Origin of the sequence: Azospirillum rugosum, from assembly GCF_017876155.1 — a bacterium.
In the GTDB taxonomy this organism is placed as follows: domain Bacteria; phylum Pseudomonadota; class Alphaproteobacteria; order Azospirillales; family Azospirillaceae; genus Azospirillum; species Azospirillum rugosum.
On record NZ_JAGINP010000003.1, the window covers coordinates 268480 to 286566 of the forward strand.

The following is an 18087-nucleotide window of genomic DNA, read 5'->3' on the forward strand; positions in this document are numbered from 1 at the left end:
GTGAAAATCGCCGTCATCGGGGCGGGGGCCATCGGGGGGCTGATCGCCGCGCGGCTGACCGCCGCCGGCCTGCCGGTCCCGCTGGTCTCCCGGCGCCGGACGCTCGACGCGCTGCGGCGGGATGGGCTGTCGGTCGAAGGGCCGGCGGGCCAGCCGGTTACGGTGCGGCCCGAGGTCACCGACGACACGCTGGCGCTCGGTCCCCAGGACGCGGTGGTGCTGGCCGTCCCCGCCCCGACCCTGCCGGAGGTGCTGGAACTGCTGCCGCCGCTGCTGGGGCGGGAGACGCGGCTGGTCGTTGTGGTCGGCGGCGTGCCCTGGTGGTTTCCGGCGGGAAACGGTCAGGACGCCCGGCCGCTGGCGTCGGTGGACCCCCACGGGCTGCTGTGGAACGCCATCCCGGCGGAGCGGATCGTCGGCGCGGTGCCGCGCATGGCGGTGCAGCGGCGCTCCGCCACCTACCTGCGGCATCTCGGCGGGCTGAGGCTGGCGCTCGGGCCGGCGGTTAATGGTGGGGAGGTCGGCGACCTCGTCACGCTGTTCGGGGCCGGCGGCTTCAACGCCGTCGCCGCTGATGATGTCCGGGCGGAGGTCTGGGACGCGCTGCTGCCGCCGCTGGCCTTCGGCGCGCTGGGGATCACGTCCGGGCTGTCGGCCCCGGAGATCGTCGGCCGGACCGACCTGCACCCGACGCTGGAAGCGCTGGTGCGGGAGCTGGCGGAGCTTGCCGCCGCGCTCGGCCATCCGATGACCGTCGGGCTGGACGAGCTGTGGACGCTCGCCCAGCAGCCGGGCCGCATCCGGCCGGACCTGACGGCCGACCTCGACGCCCGCCGGCGGGCGGAGCTGGAGGCGGTGCTCGACGCGCCGCTGGAACTGGCGGCGCGGGCGAACGTGCCCATGCCGACCCTGAACACCTTGCGGGCGCTGATCCGCACCAGGACACAACGATAATATCGAATACGGGATTAGGGACCATGTCTGAGCTGCGCATCGACGGCGACCGCCTGTGGCGGACCCTGATGGATCTGGCGAAGATCGGCGCGACGCCGAAGGGCGGCCTGTGCCGGCTGGCGCTGACCGACCTCGACCGGCAGGGGCGCGACCTGTTCGTCTCCTGGTGCGAGGCGGCCGGCTGCACCGTCACGGTGGACGAGGTCGGCAACATCTTCGCCCGCCGGCCCGGCCGCAACCCGGACCGCCCGGCCGTCTGCATGGGCAGCCACCTGGACACCCAGCCGACCGGCGGGCGCTTCGACGGCATCTACGGCGTGCTGGCCGGGCTGGAGGTGATCCGCAGCCTCAACGACCAGGGCATCGAGACGGACGCGCCCATCGACCTGATCGTCTGGACGAACGAGGAGGGCGCCCGCTTCTCCCCGCCCATGCTGGGCTCGGGTGCTGCCATGGGCGTCTTCACGCTCGACCATGTGCTGGACATCCGCGACAGCGACGGGCTGCGGCTGGGCGACGAGCTGGCGCGCATCGGCTACAAGGGCACGGTCCCGGTCACCGGCCACGTCATGGGCGCCTATTTCGAGGCGCACATCGAACAGGGTCCGGTGCTGGAGGCCGAAGGGTTCGAGATCGGCGTCGTCACCGGCGCCCAGGGCCAGCGCTGGTACGAGGCCACGGTCACGGGGCGTGAATCCCACGCCGGCCCGACGCCCATGCGCCTGCGCCGCGACGCGCTGGCCGGGGCCGCCGTGATGATGGAGGCGGTGGAGGCCATCGCGCTGGAGGTCGGCGGCGACGCCTGCTCCACCATCGGCCGCGTGCAGGTGCACCCGGATTCCCGCAACGTCATCCCCGGCCGGGTCTGGTTCACCACCGACCTGCGCAACCCCGATTCCGACGCGCTGGCCCGCATGGACGCGATGCTGCGCGAACGGCTGGCGGCCATCGCCGAGAAACGCGGCCTGACGCTGGAGCTGACCGATTTCTGGGCCTTCCCCACGACGCCCTTCGCGCCGGAACTGGTCGACCGTGTGCGCGAGTCCGCCCAGCGCCGTGGCCTCACCCACCGCGACATCGTGTCCGGGGCGGGCCATGACGCGGTCTATGTCGCCCGCAAGGTGCCGACGACCATGATCTTCATCCCCTGCGAAGGCGGCCTCAGCCACAACGAGGCGGAAAACATCCGGCCGGACCATGCCGCCAGCGGCTGCGCCGTGCTGGCCGACGCCGTCCTGGCGACGGCTGGGTAATCTATACCTCCCTCTCCCCTCTGGGGAGAGGGTCGGGGTGAGGGGGCGGCCGCAGGCCGTCCGAGCCCTGCAATGAGCATGCGTTGACGCCCTTTCGGGCGCCCCCTCACCCTAACCCTCTCCCCAGAGGGGAGAGGGGACAGAACCAGGAGCCCCCATCCATGCGTTATGTTTTTGCCGAAGCGCAGCTGCGCCATCGTCCGCCCACCTTCCTGGTGCGCGGCCAGCCGAAGCCCTGCCCGGAGAAGCCGGAGCGGGCGGAGGCGCTCGTCGGGTCGCTGCGGGCGCGCGGCGTCACGGTCGAGGAGCCTCCGTCCTACGGCGCCGGCCCGCGCGCGGCGGTGCATTCGGCCGACTACCTGCGCTTCCTGGAGACCGCCTACGCGCGCTGGTCGGCGCTGCCCGACGCGGCGGAGGTCATCATCCCCAACGTCCACCGCAACACCGACATGGCGGAGTACCCGACGGGCATCGTTGGGCAGGCCGGCTGGCACATGGCGGACACCGCCTGCCCCATCGGCCCCGGCACCTGGGAGGCCGTCTGCGGCGGCGCCGACACCGCGGCCCACGCGGCGACGCTGGTGGCGAGCGGGCAGGAGCGGACGGCCTACGCGCTGTGCCGCCCGCCGGGGCACCATGCCTCCCGCGACATGGCCGGGGGCTTCTGCTACATCAACAACGCCGCGGTCGCCGCACAGGCGATGCTGCCGCTCTACGCCCAGCAGGGCCGCGCGCCGCGCGTCGCCATCCTGGACGTGGACGTGCACCATGGCAACGGCACGCAGGCGATCTTCTACGACCGCGACGACGTGCTGTTCATCTCCATCCACGGCGATCCGAACAACTTCTACCCCTGGTTCGCCGGCTACGCGCACGAGCGCGGCAAGGGCGTCGGCCTCGGCAGCAACCTGAACATCCCCCTGCCCATGGGCACGGAGGAGGCCACCTTCCTCGACGCCGTCGACCAGGCGCTGGCGCAGGTCGCCGCCTTCGGGCCGCAGGCGCTGGTGTTGTCGCTGGGCTTCGACACCTACATCGGCGACCCGCTGGCCTTCTTCAAAGTGACGACTCCGGGCTTCGGCCTGCTTGGCCGCAAGATCGCGGGGGCCGGCCTGCCGACCGTGCTGGTGCAGGAGGGCGGCTACGACTGCGACGCGCTCGCCGCCAACCTGGCGAGCTTCCTGGACGGCTTCGAGGGGGGAACGAAGAGATGATCGGGGCGGAAATCCTCGTCAAGACACTGATCGCCAACGGGGTGGGCGCCTGTTTCGCCAACCCCGGCACGTCGGAGCTGCACGCGCTGGCGGCCTTCGACTCCATGCCCGGCGTGCGCTGCGTGCCGACCCTGTTCGAGGGCGTGGCGACGGGGGCCGCCGACGGCTACGCCCGCATGACCGGCACGCCGGCGGCGACGCTGCTGCATCTGGGGCCGGGGCTGGCCAACGGCCTCGCCAACCTGCACAACGCGCGGCGCGCCCGCGTGCCGCTGCTGAACATCGTCGGCGACCACGCGACGTGGCACCGCAGCTTCGACGCGCCTCTGACCTCCGACGTGGAGGCGCTGGCCGCCCCCATGTCGGGCTGGGTGCGCACGGTGCCGGACGCGGCCTCGGTCGCCCGCGACACGGCCGACGCCATCCGCGCCGCCCTGACCCCACCGGGGCAGGTCGCGACGCTGATCCTGCCGTCCAACTCCTCCTGGGACGAGACCCCGGCGGTCGAGCCCATCGTCGTCGAGCCGCCCGCCCCCGCCGCGCCGGATGCCGGTGCGACGCGCAAGGCTGCCGAGGCGTTGCGGGGCGGCGCGCGCGTCGTGCTGCTGCTGAACGGTGCGGCGACCAGCGCCGCCGGCTTGACCCTCGCCGGCCGTATCGCCGCCAAGACCGGTGCCAAGGTCTTCGCCCACACCGGCGCCACCCGCATCGAGCGCGGCGCCGGGCGGGTGGCGGTGGAGCGCCTGCCCTACCCCATCGACCTCGCCATCGCGGCGCTGGCCGGGGCCAAGCATGTCGTCCTGATCGGCGCCACGGAGCCGGTGGCCTTCTTCGGCTATCCCGGCAAGCCGAGCCGCCTCACCCCCGACGGCTGCCGCATCCACGACGTCGCCCCGCCGGGCGCGGACGCGCTCGCCGCCCTGCGCCAGCTGGCGGAGGAGGTTGGGGCCGCCGGTGACGCGGAACCGACGCAGTCCCTCGCCCTGCCCGGCCTCGCCACCGGGGCGCTGAACGCCGACAGCATCGGCCAGTCGCTCGCCGCGCTGCTGCCGGAGGGCGCCGTGGTGGTGGACGAGGCGCTGACCTCCAGCACCATGGCCTACACCCCCTGCACCGGCGCCCGTCCGCACGACTGGCTGACCATCACCGGCGGGTCGATCGGCATCGGCATGCCGCTGGCGCTGGGTGCCGCCATCGCCTGCCCGGACCGCAAGGTGGTGAACCTCCAGGCCGACGGCAGCGGCATGTACACGCTGCAGGCCCTGTGGAGCCAGGCGCGCGAAGGGGCGGAGGTGGTGACCATCGTCTTCGCCAACCGCCGCTACGGCATCCTGCAATGGGAGCTGGGCAACCTCGGCTTCAAGGAAATGGGCGAGAACGCGCGCAACTGCACGGACATCGGCCGGCCGGACCTGAACTGGGTCAGCCTCGCCCGCGGCATGGGCGTGGAGGCCGGGCAGGCGACGGATGCCGACAGCTTCAACCGCCTGCTGAAGGCGGCCTTCGCGCACAAGGGGCCGTTTTTGATCGAAGCGGTGATCTGACGAGCCACGCGCCAAGTCCCCTCTCCCCTCTGGGGAGAGGGTTAGGGTGAGGGGGCGCCCGAAGGGCGTCAACGCTCTGCAATGAGGCTGCGTTTCCGGCCTGCGGCCGCCCCCTCATCCCAACCTTCTCCCCGGAGGGGAGAAGGAGTTTTATAAAAGGGAGGAACAGCATGTCCAAGAAACCAACCCGCAAGGTCATCGTTACCTGCGCGGTCACCGGCTCCATCCATACCCCCTCCATGTCGCCGCACCTGCCGGTCACGCCCGACCAGATCGCGGCGGATGCCGTTGCGGCGGTGGAGGCCGGGGCGGCCATCGTCCACCTGCACGCCCGCGACCCGCAGAACGGGCAGCCGACGCAGGATCCGGCGCTGTTCGGCCAATTCCTGCCGCGCATCAAGCAGGCGACCAAGGCGGTCGTGAACATCACCACCGGCGGTAGTGCTGCCATGACGGTGGAGGAGCGGCTGCGCCCCGCCACGCATTTCAAGCCGGAGGTGGCGTCGCTCAACATGGGGTCGATGAACTTCGGCCTGTACCCGATGCTCGACCGCTTTACGGAGTTCCGGCACGACTGGGAACAGCCCTATCTGGAGGGCAGCCGGGACCGCGTCTTCAAGAACACCTTCGCGGACATCGAATACATCCTGAAGACCTGCTCCGGCAACGGCACGCGGTTCGAATTCGAGTGCTACGACATTTCGCACCTCTACACGCTGGCCCATTTCCTGGACCGCAAGCTGGTGACGCCGCCGCTGTTCGTGCAGTCGGTGTTCGGCATCCTCGGCGGCATCGGCCCGCATCCGGAGGACGTGCTGCACATGAAGCGCACGGCCGACCGGCTGTTCGGCGACCAGTATGTCTGGTCGGTGCTGGGTGCCGGGCGCAACCAGATGCCCATCGCGGCGCAGGCCCTGGCGCTGGGCGGCAACGCGCGCGTCGGGCTGGAGGACAACCTGTGGGCCGGCCCCGGCCGCCTCGCCACCTCCAACGCGGAGCAGGTCACCATCCTGCGCAAACTGATCGAGGGGCTGGCGCTGGAGGTCGCGACCCCGGAGGAGGCGCGCGCAATGCTCGACCTCAAGGGCGGCGACGCTGTAAGTTTTTGACGTCCTGACCGAAAGCAACTCCCGATGATCAGCCGCGCCCGGGCGCTGGACTTGGCGCTCGTCGCCATGATCAGCGTCGCCTGGGGCCTCAACTGGCCCGCCGTCAAAATCGTGCTCTCCCAGATCCCGCCCTGGACAATGCGCAGCATCAGCTTCGTGGTCGCGGCGGCGGAGCTGTTCGCCCTCGCCCACTGGCGCGGCGAATCCCTGGCCGTGCCGCGCGGGGAGCGGCTGCCGCTGGTTACGGCGGCGATGCTGAACATCGCGGGATTCAACATCCTGGCCACCTTCGGGCAGTTGAACATGGCGACCTCGGGTGCTGCCATCATCGCCTACACGATGCCGGCCTGGGGAACGCTGCTGGCCATCCCGCTGCTGGGGGAGCGGCCGGGCCGGCGGCAGTGGCTGGGGCTGCTGTGCGGTCTGGCGGGGCTGGGCGTGCTGCTGGGGCCGGACCTGGCGCGGCTGGGGGCCCTGCCGCTCGGCCCCGCCTTCATGCTGGGCGCGGCCCTGAGCTGGGCGCTCGGCAGCATGGTGCTGAAGCGGACCCGCTGGACCATCGGCCCGGCGGCGGTCATCGGCTGGCAGTTCGCCCTGTCGGTGCCGGTGACGCTGCCCATCGCGCTGGCGCTGGAGCCAGCGCCCACCCTGGCGCTGGAACCACGCGTGGCGGTGGCGCTCGCCTTCCACCTGCTGATCTCCATGGCCGGCGGCTATCTGCTGTGGTTTGCCATCCTGAAGCGGATGAGCGTGGCGCAGGCCACGGTGAGTTCCCTCATCGTGCCGGTCATCGGGGTCAGCGGCGCCATCCTGCTGCTGGGCGAGACGCCGCCGCTGCGCACCTATGTGGCGCTGGCGCTGATCGTCGGAGCGGTCCTGCTGGTCGTCCTGGTCGGCGACCGCCGCGAACCGGCCGCCGCCGGACCGGTTCCCGAACCGCAACGGGCGTCCTGATCCGTCTGCCTATACCTTCGCATGATGTTCGGCTTAGTGATGGGGAGGGTATGAGAAAGATTGTTGCATAAGCGGTGAAACATCGCAGCGGCCGTCGCGGAGCCGCCAGGGGGAGACATGGCAGACAGCCTTTCGGGACTCCACGGCTCCTTCCGGCGAACGGCCGCCTTGCGACGACGCCTATCCCATTGGCCGCTGCTGGGCGCCGCGCTGGCACTGGCCGCCTGCCAGCAGCAGGCCTCTTCCAAACCCGCCGCCCCGCCGCCCGCCCCGGTGACCGTCGCCAAGCCGGTGGTGAAGACGATCACCGAGCGGGACGATTTCACCGGCCGCTTCGACGCCGTCGCCGCCGTTGAGATCCGGGCGCGCGTCGGCGGCTACCTCGCGTCGGTGAACTTCACCGACGGCGCGCTGGTCAAGGCCGGCGACATGCTGTTCGTGATCGACCGCCGTCCCTACGAGGCGGCTTTCACCCAGGCGAACGCGGAGGTGAGCGCGGCGCAGACCCGGCTGGACTTCGCGCGGCAGGAACTGGACCGCACCGAACGGCTGGCCCGCTCCGGCAACGCGCCGGAGAGCAAGCTGGACGAGAACCGCCAGAACTTCCTGGCCGGGCAGGCCGAGCTGAACGGCGCCCGTGCGGCGCTGGAGAAGGCCCGGCTGGACCTGGAGTTCACGCAGATCAAGTCGCCCATCTCCGGCCGCATCGGGCGCAAGCTGGTGACCGAGGGCAACCTGATCAACGCCAACGCCACCTTGCTGACCACCGTCGTGGCGATCGACCCCATCTATTTCTACTTCGACGTCGACGAGCGCAGCTACGACGCCTATGTGCGGCAGGGCCAGAACACGGAGGGGGCGACCTCCCCGCCGGTCACCGTCTCGCTCGGCGACGGCCGCGAGGCGCCGCGCGACGGCAAGCTGGACTTCATCGACAACCGCATCGACGAAGCGACCGGCACCATGCGCGTCCGGGCGATCCTGGACAACAAGGACATGCGCTACACGCCGGGCATGTTCGGCCGCATCAGCATCCCCGGCAGCGAGGCCTACCAGGGCGTGCTGATCCCGGACGAGGCGATCGGCGCCGACCAGGACCGCCGCTTCGTCTATGTGGTGGCCGAGGACGGGTCCCTGCACCAGCAGGTGGTGCGGCCGGGCCCGCGCATCGACGGGTACCGCGTGGTCCGCCAGGGGCTGACCGGCAGCGAGACCATCGTGGTCAACGGCATCCAGCGCATCCGGCCCGGCGCCAAGATCGCGCCGCAGCCGACGACCCTGCCGCCCACGCGGACTGCTGGTAACGGCAATGGCAACGGCGGCGCCGGTCCGGGAACCACGGTGAAGGAAGGCGGCGAGAGCCAAGGAAGCAAGACGGCCAGCGGAGCCGCCCCATGAGGTTCGCGCATTTCTTCGTTGACCGGCCGATCTTCGCCTCGGTGGTGTCGATCGTCATCGTGATCGTCGGCATGATCGCCTACACCGCCCTGCCGGTGTCGGAGTACCCGAGCATCGCGCCGCCGACCATCGTGGTGCGCGCCTCCTACCCCGGCGCCAACGCGGAGACGGTGTCCAACACCGTGGCGACCCCGCTGGAGCAGGAGATCAACGGGGTGGAGAACATGCTCTACATGTCCTCCTACTCCACCGGCGACGGCGCCATGGCGCTGACCATCACCTTCAAGCTGGGCACCGACCTCGACACCGCGCAGGTGCTGGTGCAGAACCGCGTCGCCATCGCCACCCCCCGCCTGCCGGAGGAGGTGCGGCGGCTGGGCATCACCACGCGCAAAAGCTCGCCCGACCTGATGATGGTCGTGCACATGCTGGCGACGGAGCCGGGCTACGACCAGCTCTACATCTCCAACTACGCGCTGCTGCGGGTGCGCGATTCCCTGCTCCGGCTGGACGGCGTCGGCGACCTGACGGTCTTCGGGTCGCGCGAATACTCGCTGCGCGTCTGGCTGGATCCGGAAAGGATGGCGACGCTGGGCCTGACCGGCGGCGACGTCGTGAAGGCGTTGCAGGAGCAGAACGTCCAGGTGTCCGGCGGCGCGCTGGGGCAGGAGCCGGCACCGAGCGACAACGCCTTTCAGTTCACGGTGACGACCCAGGGACGCTTCGACGACCTGCGCCAGTTCCGCAACGTCATCGTGAAGTCCACCCCCGACGGGCGGCTGATCCGCGTGCAGGACGTGGCGCGGGTGGAGATGGGGGCGCGGGAGTACATCACCAACAGCTACCTGAACGGCCAGCCGGCGGTGGCGCTGGCCATCTTCCAGCGGCCGGGGACGAACGCGCTCGCCGCGTCCCAGGAGATCATCGCGAAGATGGAGGAGCTGAAGCGCGACTTCCCCAAGGGGATCGACTACCGCATCGTCTACAACCCGACGGAGTTCATCAGCGAATCCGTGGCGGAGGTCTACAAGACGCTGTACGAGGCGGTGGCCCTGGTGGCGCTGGTCGTGCTGATCTTCCTGCAGAGCTGGCGCGCCTCCCTGATCCCGATCCTGGCGATCCCGGTGTCGCTGATCGGCACCTTCGCGGTGATGGCGGCGCTTGGCTTCACGCTGAACGTGCTGACCCTGTTCGGGCTGGTGCTCGCCATCGGCATCGTGGTGGACGACGCCATCGTGGTGGTGGAGAACATCGAGCGCAACATCGCCCAGGGACTGTCGCCGCGCGACGCCGCGCATGAGACGATGGACGAGGTCGGCACCGCCGTCATCGCCATCGCCATCGTTCTGTCGGCGGTCTTCATCCCCACCGCCTTCATCCCCGGCATCTCCGGCCAGTTCTACAAGCAGTTCGCGCTGACCATCGCGGTCGCCACGCTGCTGTCGGCCTTCAACTCCCTGACGCTGTCGCCGGCGCTGGGCGCCATCCTGCTGAAGCCGCACCAGGAGCACCACGAGCGGCGCGGGCCGGCGCGGTTCCTGGGCTGGTTCGCGGATCGCTTCAACCGCGGCTTCGACCGCATGGGCAACGGCTACGCCGGCTCCACGCGCTTCCTGGTGCGGCGCAAGGGGATCATGCTGGGGGTCTATGTCCTGCTGATGGCCGGGACCGTGTATTTGACGACCAGCGTGCCGACCGGCTTCATCCCGCAGCTCGACCGCGGCTACGCCATCGTGGTGGTCCAGCTGCCGGACGGCTCCGCCCTGTCGCGCACCGACGCGGTGGTGCGCCGCGCGTCGGAGATCATCAAGGAGACGCCCGGCGTGCGGAACGCGGTGGCCTTCGCCGGCTTCTCCGGCGCCACCTTCACCAACGCCACCAACTCCGGCGTCATCTTCGCGAGCTTCGAGCCCTTTGAGGAGCGGGTGCACAACCACCTGCCGGCGAGCGCCATCATCGGGAACCTGTACGGCCGGCTCCAGTCGATCCAGGAGGCCTTCATCATCGCCATCCCGCCGCCGGCGGTGCCGGGCATCGGCAATTCCGGCGGCTTCAAGTTGCAGCTGGAGGACCGCGGCGGCATCGGGGTGCGCGCCCTGCTCGCGTCGGCCTACGAGGTGATGGGCAAGGCGCAGGGCACGCCGGGGCTGGTCGGCGTCTTCACCACCTTCACCGGCAACGCGCCGCAGCTGTACCTGGAGATCGACCGCGTCAAGGCGCAGATGCTGAACGTGCCGATCGCCAACGTGTTCGAGGCGTTGCAGGTCAACCTGGGGTCGGCCTACGTCAACGACTTCAACGCCTTCGGCCGCGTCTACCAGGTGCGTGCCCAGGCCGACCAGGCCTACCGCATGGACCGGGAGGACATCGAGCGGCTGAAGGTGCGCAGCGCCAACGGCGCGCTGGTGCCGCTGGGCACACTGGTCAACATCGTGGACGTGGCCGGGCCGGACCTCGTCCAGCGCTACAACATGTACCCGTCGGTGCCCCTGCAGGGCAACGCGGCCCCCGGCGTGTCGTCGGGACAGGCGCTGGAGACCATGGCCGGGCTGACGCGGGACACGGTGCCGCCCGGCGTGTCCTTCGAATGGACGGAGCTGGCCTTCCAGCAGAGCCAGACCGGCAACACGGCCATCTACATCTTCGCGCTGGCGGTGCTGTTCGCCTTCCTGGCGCTGGCGGCGCAGTACGAGAGCTGGTCGTTGCCGCTCGCCATCATCCTGATCGTGCCGATGAGCGTGCTGTCGGCGATGGTCGGCGTGTCGATCCGCGGGCTGGACAACAACATCCTGGTGCAGGTCGGCCTGATCGTGCTGATCGGGCTGGCCGCCAAGAACGCCATCCTGATCGTGGAGTTCGCCCGCCAGCTGGAGGCGGAGGGGCGGTCCACCGTGGACGCGGTGGTGGAGGCCTGCCGGCTGCGCCTGCGCCCGATCCTGATGACGGCCTTCGCCTTCATTCTGGGCGTGCTGCCGCTGGTCATCGCCACCGGGCCGGGGGCGGAGATGCGCCAGGCGCTGGGCACCGCGGTGTTCGCCGGTATGCTGGGCGTCACCTTCTTCGGCCTGTTCCTCACCCCGGTGTTCTACGTGACCATCCGCCGGCTGGTCAGCGGCCGGCAACAGGCCGCGCCGGCCAAGCGGGATCACGCCCCGGCACCGGGCGAGTGAATCCAGTTGCCGCCATCCCTCTTCCCGGAGGGGAGAGGGAAATACGGAAGACCTTTCATCTTGAAAATCGCTTCGAAATCGTCGGAAGATCCCCGCACTTCGCGGTGATAAAATCGCGCCCCGCCCGCGACGGCGCGCGCGGGGCGGCGATTCCGGCTTACCCTGTCGGCGTGGCCGCAACGGGGGATGTCCGTGACCTCTTCATTCACCTCTTCCGAACTGCTTCGGTTCGAAAGCCTTGGCGACAACTGCGAGTTCGGGTTCGTCCTGCGCCGGCACGCCTGCGAGGCGGGCAGCCTGTTCCGTTGGGCGGCGATGAAGCCCGACCAGCTGCTCAGCCTGCTGCGGGCGAATTTCACCGACTTCTACCGGTTCGAGAATCTGGCCCCGCTGCGCACCAACATGGTGCTGGACGCCCCCTACGGCATCGGCTGGCACACGGACCTGAAGTCGGAGGTCGCCAGCGGGCGGCTCCACTACCGGGACGACGAGGCCACGCGGCGCAAGCTGCACCGCAAGGAGGTGCGCAAGCTGCAATACCTCCTGTCCAAGTTCGCCGCCCGCCTGCGACTGGGAGGAGTCATCTACGTCCTCAAGTCGAACGGCGGGATCGCGCCGGACACCGTGGACGGCATCCTCGACGAACTGACCGCGCTGGCCGGGCACACGGACTTCGCCCTGCTGGAGGTCCAGGCGTCCGACGATCCGGCGCGGATCGGCACCGTCGAACGGCGCGGGCCGCAAAGGCTCCGCGGCTACGTCTCGCGCTTCGCCGCCTATCAGAAGGCGGACGACGTGGACGCCGAGGCCTGGACGCGCATCATGGACGGCGCCCGGCACCTGTACCCCTGCCCCGACTGGTCCCGGCGCCTCGCCGACCTCCATGTCGAGTCCGTGGACGGTGGAATCCAGCTCGCCTTCCCGATCGACGCGTCGCAGGATCTGAACAAGCCCATCATGGGCGACCTGCGCGCCGGCATGGCCCGGCTGCTGAACGGGAACCAGTGGTGCCGCGTGTTCGGCGACAACTTCCGCCTCCACGGGCCGAACCCGGACCGTCCGGGCAACGCCCTGCGCTGGACCGGCGTGTACCCGCCGGGGCCCTTCCAGCTCTCCGCCACCGCAAGGTGCCCGGTGTCGGATTCCGTCCCCCTGCGCCTGTCCGTTCACATCCACAAGGACGACGGAACGCTGGTCGCGGAGGAGGAGCTTCAGGCCCAGCCCGGCCGGGCCGGGGAGATCGCCCTGCTCTGCCCCGTCGGCGGCCAGCCCCTGACCATCACCATCACCGTGAACGCGGCCCGGGCGCTGCAAACCGGGGAGCGGGCGGTCGTCGACCTGACGCCGCCCGGCCTCCATCCAGATTTGCCCGCGCCCAAGCTCGACCTCATGGCGGCCCGCGCCGTGGCCGCGTGAACCGTTCCGTCCGCGCCGCCCTGCTCCTGCTCGGCGCCGGACTCGCGGCGCTTCCCGCCGGCGTCGCCCTTGCGGACCCCGCCGACGTGCCGGTCGAGCCGCGCAGCCAGCCGCCCTATCCCGACTGGATGAGCACGCTGATCGGCACGCTGCGGCAGCGCGACCCGCCGGCGATCCTGATGGGCGACTCCCTGGTCGCGGGCTGGCCGAAGGATCTTGCCGGCACGCTGTTCGACGCCGAGCCGGTGAATTTCGGGGCCGGCGGCGACACGACGGCCAACCTGCTCTGGCGCGTGCGGACCGCCTTCGGCCGGGGCATGGCGCTCCGCTCCGCCCTGCTGCTGGTCGGCACCAACGACCTGCCGAAACGCGCGCCCGAGGCCATCGCCGGCACCATCGGCGACATCCTGTCCACCATCCGCGCCGACGCCCCCCGGGCCTGCGTCACCGTGGTCGCCCTGCTGCCCCGCCGCGACGGCGGGACTGCCTACGCCACCAAGATCCGGGCGATCAACGACCGCCTGCGCAGCATGGCCTCGCCCCGCGTGCGCGTCATCGACGCGTCCGCCCCGCTTCGGGAGCGCTGCCCAGCGACCGGCCCCTGCGACCTCTACAAGGACTCCGTCCACCTGACCCGCACCGGCTATGAACTGGTGACCGACGCCGTGCGGCGCGCCCAGCAGCAGGCCCCCTGCTCTTAACTGCGGCAGCCTGCAATTATCGGACGCGAACTCCCGCTGTGATCGTGAGCTTTGGCGGTTTGCTGCTTCGCCGGTTTGGCAGCCTGTGCGGCGTCGGCGATTCAACAGACTTTTGGCCGGCCGACATTGACATGGCACAGTGGATGGCAAAATGTCTTGTGCACTGGTGAAATGATCAAATCAACATTCCGGCATAAAGATACGGAATGCCGAAAGATTATACCGAATATCAGGGTACATACCCATCGTGAAAGTGGGGGCCGATCGCCCAAATACAGTGTGACGGCTCCCATTTTTGGCCAGGAAATTTATCTTGCCTTGCGCAACAATCCTACCTTCGCCTGATTTTTGGGGGATTGCCTGCCATGGCCGCTGTCACCCCGCGACCGACGGTCCACCCCTCTCGCAGGCCCTCTCCGGATTCCGGAATGGTGTGGATTGCTGGTGGCACATTCCGCATGGGCTCCGAAAGACATTATCCGGAGGAGGCGCCGGTCCACCGGGTGAGCATGGATGGCTTCTGGATCGACCGGACACCGGTCACCAACCGTCAGTTCCGGCGCTTCGTCGAGGCCACGGGCCACATCACCGTGGCGGAGCGGCCGCCGGACCCCAGGGACTACCCTGGCGCCCTGCCGCACATGCTCAAGGCCGGGTCCCTCGTCTTCAGCCCGCCGCCTCATCCGGTTCCGCTGGACGACCTGCGCCGATGGTGGACGTTCACCTTCGGCGCCAGCTGGCGGCGTCCTTACGGGCGGGACTCCTCGATCCGGGGCCTGGAGGATCATCCGGTGGTGCATGTCGCCTATGCCGACGCGGACGCCTATGCGGCCTGGGCCGGCAAGAGCCTGCCGACGGAAGCCGAATGGGAATACGCGGCCCGCGGCGGCCTCGATGGCGCCGAGTTCGCCTGGGGCGACGAACTCACGCCCGGCGGTCGGCACATGGCCAACACCTGGCAGGGCGCCTTCCCGCACCGGAACACGCGCGAGGACGGGTACGAGCGGACATCGCCGGTCATGGCCTACCCGCCGAACGGCTACGGCTTGTACGACATGATCGGCAACGTATGGGAATGGACATCCGACTGGTACGAGCCGGGGCATCCGGCCGCCGCGGCCAAGCCTTGCTGCATTCCGCAGAACCCGCGCGGCGGGCGCGAGGAGGCGAGCCATGACCCAGGTCAGCCGGCGATCCGGATACCGCGCAAGGTGGTGAAGGGCGGCTCGCACCTGTGCGCCCCGAGCTATTGCCGCCGCTACCGCCCGGCCGCCCGCCAACCGGAGCCGATCGACACGTCCATGAGTCACGTCGGCTTCCGGTGCGTCGTCCGGACCACGACCGCCCCGTGAATGCCGGCCTCGAACAACGGTGGAGGAAGGTGATGAGCAGCGAGGAGCATTCCCGGTATCAGGCGCCCCCGAAAACCCCTGATGGGAGGAACCCGAGCCGGCGCAACGTCCTGCTTGCGGGCACGGCGATGCTCGCGGTGTCCGCGGTGGGTCCCGATGCATCGGGCCAGCCCGCATCGGCCCCGCCGCAACCCGCACCACCCGATGGGCAACCCGCCGGCCAACGGCCGAACATCCTGGTCATCTGGGGGGACGACATCGGCACCTGGAACATCAGCCACAACAGCCGCGGGGCGATGGGCTACCGCACGCCCAACATCGACCGGATCGCGCGGGAAGGCGTGGCCTTCACCGACTATTACGGCCAGCAGAGTTGCACCGCCGGCCGCGCGGCCTTCCTGGGAGGAACGGTGCCTGTGCGGACCGGCATGACCAAGGTCGGCCTCCCCGGCGCCAAGGAAGGCTGGCAGACGAGCGATCCGACCATCGCCGCGCTGCTGAAGGCCCAGGGCTATGCGACAGGGCAATTCGGCAAGAACCACTTCGGCGATCGCGACGAGCACCTGCCGACCGCGCACGGCTTCGACGAATTCTTCGGCAACCTCTACCATCTTAACGCGGAAGAGGAGCCCGAGAACATCGATTACCCGAAGAATCCCGAGTTCCGGAAGCGCTTCGGTCCACGCGGCGTCATCAAGGCGACCGCCGACGGCCCGATCGAGGATACCGGCCCCCTCACCCGAAAGCGCATGGAGACCATCGACGAGGAGACCTCGGCGGCCGCGCTCGACTTCATCGATCGCCAGGTGAAGGCCGGGAAACCGTTTTTCTGCTGGTGGAACGCCACGCGCATGCATTTCCGCACGCACGTCAAGGACGCAAACCGCGGCAGGTCCGGCCAGGACGAGTACAGCGACGGCATGGTCGAGCACGACGCCATGGTCGGGAGGTTCCTCAAGACGCTCGACGATCTCGGCATCGCCGACAACACCATCGTCCTCTATTCGACCGACAACGGCCCGCACTACAACACCTGGCCCGACGCCGGCACCACCCCCTTCCGCAGCGAGAAGAACTCCAACTGGGAGGGTGCGTACCGCGTGCCGGCCTTCGTTCGCTGGCCCGGCCACTTTCTCCAGGGCGAGACGCTCAACGGCATCGTCGCCCACGAGGACTGGATGGTGACCTTCCTGGCCGCCGCCGGGATGCCGGACGCCAAGGAGCGCCTGCTGAAGGGCGACAGCTTCGCGGGCCGGCCATACCGGGCGCATCTGGACGGCTACAACATGCTGGATTACTTGAGCGGTAAAACCAAGGAATCGCCGCGCAAGGAATTCTGGTACGTCAACGACGACGGGCAAATCGTGGCTGCCCGGTACGAGGATTGGAAGGTGGTGTTCCTGGAAAACCGCGGCGAAGCCTTCGGCGTCTGGCGTGAGCCCTTCACCGAACTGCGCGTGCCGCTGTTGTTCCACCTGCGGCGCGATCCCTTCGAGAAGGCGCAGCACAACGCCAACACCTACAACGACTGGTTTATCGACCGCGCCTTCGTCCTCGTGCCGATCCAGGGCCTCGCGGCGCAGTTCCTCCAGAGTCTGAAGGACTTTCCGCCAAGCCAGAGCCCGGGGTCCTTCAACCTGACCAAGATCGAGGCGAGACTGCGCGCGGCGCAATGATCAACCACGGCACCCCGGCACGGCACCCCGGCACGGCACCCCGGTCGTCATCCATGTCGGGTGGCGGCCGGGTTTGCCGCTGATCGGCTGCCATTCGAGCGCCGTCGCACCTGTGTTGCGGCGCTTGCATCCATTCGGTACGCTTAACGGCGCAGCAACTCTTCCACCGGCATTGGCGCCGACAGGAAGCCTTCCATCGCCAGCGCGATGCCGCCCATCGGCACCGCGTCCGGTCCGAGCGGCGACACCACCAGCCGCAGGTCGCGCCGCAGCGGTTCCAGCGCGTGGCGCTCCAGCGCCCGGTTCAGCGCCGGCAGGAAGACGTCGGCGGCCACGGACAGGTTGCCGCCCAGCACCGCCAGCGCCGGGTTCATCAGGTTGACCATGTGCGACAGGGCGACGCCCAGCCGCTCCCCCACCTCGTCCAGCAGGGCGGTCACCACCGGGTCGCCGTCCCGCGCCGCCGCGGTGACGGCGGCGAGGTCCGGCAGGTCCCGTCCGCGCTCCGCCGCCTGGGCGAGGATGGCGGATTCCGACACGTAGGTTTCCAGGCAGCCGCGCTTGCCGCAGCCGCAGGGGCGGCCGTCCGGCACCACCGTGACGTGCCCGACCTCGCCTGCGAAGCCCTGGGCGCCGCGGTAGAGCCGCCCGCCCAGGAACAGCCCGCCGCCGACGCCGGAATGGCCGGTCAGGTAGACGAAGTCCTCCACGTCGCGGCAGACGCCGAACAGCCGCTCCGCCATCGCCGCCGCCTTGGTGTCGTTGTCGATGTAGACGGGCGCGCCCAGCGCCGCCTCCAGCCGGGCGCGGATCGGCGTGTCGCGCCAGCCGAGGTTCGGGGCCAGCACCAGCCGCCCCTCCCGGTCCATCAGCGCCGGAATGCCGACCCCAACGCCGCGCACGGTCAACCCCTCACCGCTCGCCGCCACGGCCCGGTCGATGCCCTGGTGCAGCAGGTCCGCCGCCGTGCCGATGTCCGTGCTGCCGGGGATCTGCACATGCTCCAGCACCGTGCCGGCGAGCGTGGTGGTGACGATGCGGATCGTCCGCGGCTCCAGCCGAGCGCCGACCAGCAGACCGGCCGAGGGCGCGATGACCAGCGCCGTTTCCGGCCGCCCGATTCGCCGGGCGCGCGGCCCCTCCGTCCGTTCCACCAGCCCGTCGTCGAGCAGCTGCGTCACCACCGCCGAGGTCGTCGCCTTGTCCAGCCCCGTCAGCCGGCCAAGCTCCGCCTGCGAGGCGTTGGGGTTCTCGCGCAGCGCGTGGAACACCCGGATGACGTTGAGACGCCGGATCGCGGCCGAGTTCACCCGTGGCGCCATGCCCACCTCCCCCCTTTTCCCGCT

The 18087-nt window shown here is 69.9% G+C and carries 13 protein-coding genes; 12 read left to right on the top strand and 1 reads right to left on the bottom strand.

The features are described from left to right. The 12 genes from J2851_RS36505 to J2851_RS06130 all read left to right on the top strand — a co-directional run bounded on the left by J2851_RS36505 (window position 1) and on the right by J2851_RS06130 (window position 16741). Window positions 1-954: a ketopantoate reductase family protein gene (locus J2851_RS36505; RefSeq protein WP_209764966.1), complete on the top strand. Its 954-nt coding sequence runs from the start codon at window positions 1-3 to the stop codon at window positions 952-954. 23 nt (window positions 955-977) lie between these two features. Next, window positions 978-2207, top strand: a complete 1230-nt coding sequence (locus J2851_RS06080) for a Zn-dependent hydrolase (RefSeq protein WP_209764968.1) — start codon at window positions 978-980, stop codon at window positions 2205-2207. A 161-nt stretch (window positions 2208-2368) separates the two neighbouring features. Then, window positions 2369-3421 (top strand): histone deacetylase family protein, encoded by a 1053-nt coding sequence (locus J2851_RS06085; RefSeq protein ID WP_209764970.1) that lies wholly within the window; start codon window positions 2369-2371, stop codon window positions 3419-3421. After that, entirely contained in the window at window positions 3418-4965 is a 1548-nt protein-coding gene (locus J2851_RS06090; protein WP_209764971.1) for an acetolactate synthase large subunit, read from the top strand. The genes J2851_RS06085 and J2851_RS06090 overlap by 4 nt, the downstream gene beginning before the upstream one ends. A gap of 170 nt (window positions 4966-5135) precedes the next feature. Then, window positions 5136-6074 carry a 3,5-dioxohexanoate:acetyl-CoA acetone transferase gene (gene kce, locus J2851_RS06095; RefSeq protein WP_209764972.1) on the top strand — a complete coding sequence of 313 codons (939 nt, stop codon included), beginning with the start codon at window positions 5136-5138 and terminating at the stop codon, window positions 6072-6074. A gap of 24 nt (window positions 6075-6098) precedes the next feature. Next, window positions 6099-7028, top strand: a complete 930-nt coding sequence (locus tag J2851_RS06100) for a DMT family transporter (RefSeq protein WP_209764973.1) — start codon at window positions 6099-6101, stop codon at window positions 7026-7028. 168 nt (window positions 7029-7196) lie between these two features. Further along, window positions 7197-8426 carry an efflux RND transporter periplasmic adaptor subunit gene (locus J2851_RS06105; protein WP_209764974.1) on the top strand — a complete coding sequence of 410 codons (1230 nt, stop codon included), beginning with the start codon at window positions 7197-7199 and terminating at the stop codon, window positions 8424-8426. Continuing rightward, the gene (locus tag J2851_RS06110; RefSeq protein WP_209764975.1) at window positions 8423-11596 is read left to right on the top strand and encodes an efflux RND transporter permease subunit; all 3174 of its coding nucleotides are present in this window, start codon (window positions 8423-8425) and stop codon (window positions 11594-11596) included. Before J2851_RS06105 ends, J2851_RS06110 begins: the two co-directional genes overlap by 4 nt. Before the next feature lie 192 nt (window positions 11597-11788). Beyond that, window positions 11789-13012, top strand: coding sequence for a hypothetical protein (locus tag J2851_RS06115; RefSeq protein ID WP_307419067.1), 1224 nt, complete (start codon window positions 11789-11791; stop codon window positions 13010-13012). Continuing rightward, a complete protein-coding gene (locus J2851_RS06120; RefSeq protein WP_307419069.1) occupies window positions 13009-13713 on the top strand; it encodes a GDSL-type esterase/lipase family protein in 705 nt (234 codons plus the stop codon). The genes J2851_RS06115 and J2851_RS06120 overlap by 4 nt, the downstream gene beginning before the upstream one ends. A gap of 428 nt (window positions 13714-14141) precedes the next feature. Next, window positions 14142-15065 carry a formylglycine-generating enzyme family protein gene (locus J2851_RS06125; RefSeq protein ID WP_281415988.1) on the top strand — a complete coding sequence of 308 codons (924 nt, stop codon included), beginning with the start codon at window positions 14142-14144 and terminating at the stop codon, window positions 15063-15065. Window positions 15066-15097: 32 nt separating this feature from the next. Continuing rightward, on the top strand, window positions 15098-16741 hold the full coding sequence (locus tag J2851_RS06130) for an arylsulfatase (RefSeq protein WP_246500442.1): 1644 nt from the start codon (window positions 15098-15100) through the stop codon (window positions 16739-16741). A gap of 143 nt (window positions 16742-16884) precedes the next feature. Here J2851_RS06130 and J2851_RS06135 read toward each other — a convergent pair whose 3' ends face one another. Further along, window positions 16885-18063 carry an ROK family transcriptional regulator gene (locus J2851_RS06135; protein WP_209764978.1) on the bottom strand — a complete coding sequence of 393 codons (1179 nt, stop codon included), beginning with the start codon at window positions 18061-18063 and terminating at the stop codon, window positions 16885-16887. Window positions 18064-18087: the final 24 nt, after the last annotated feature.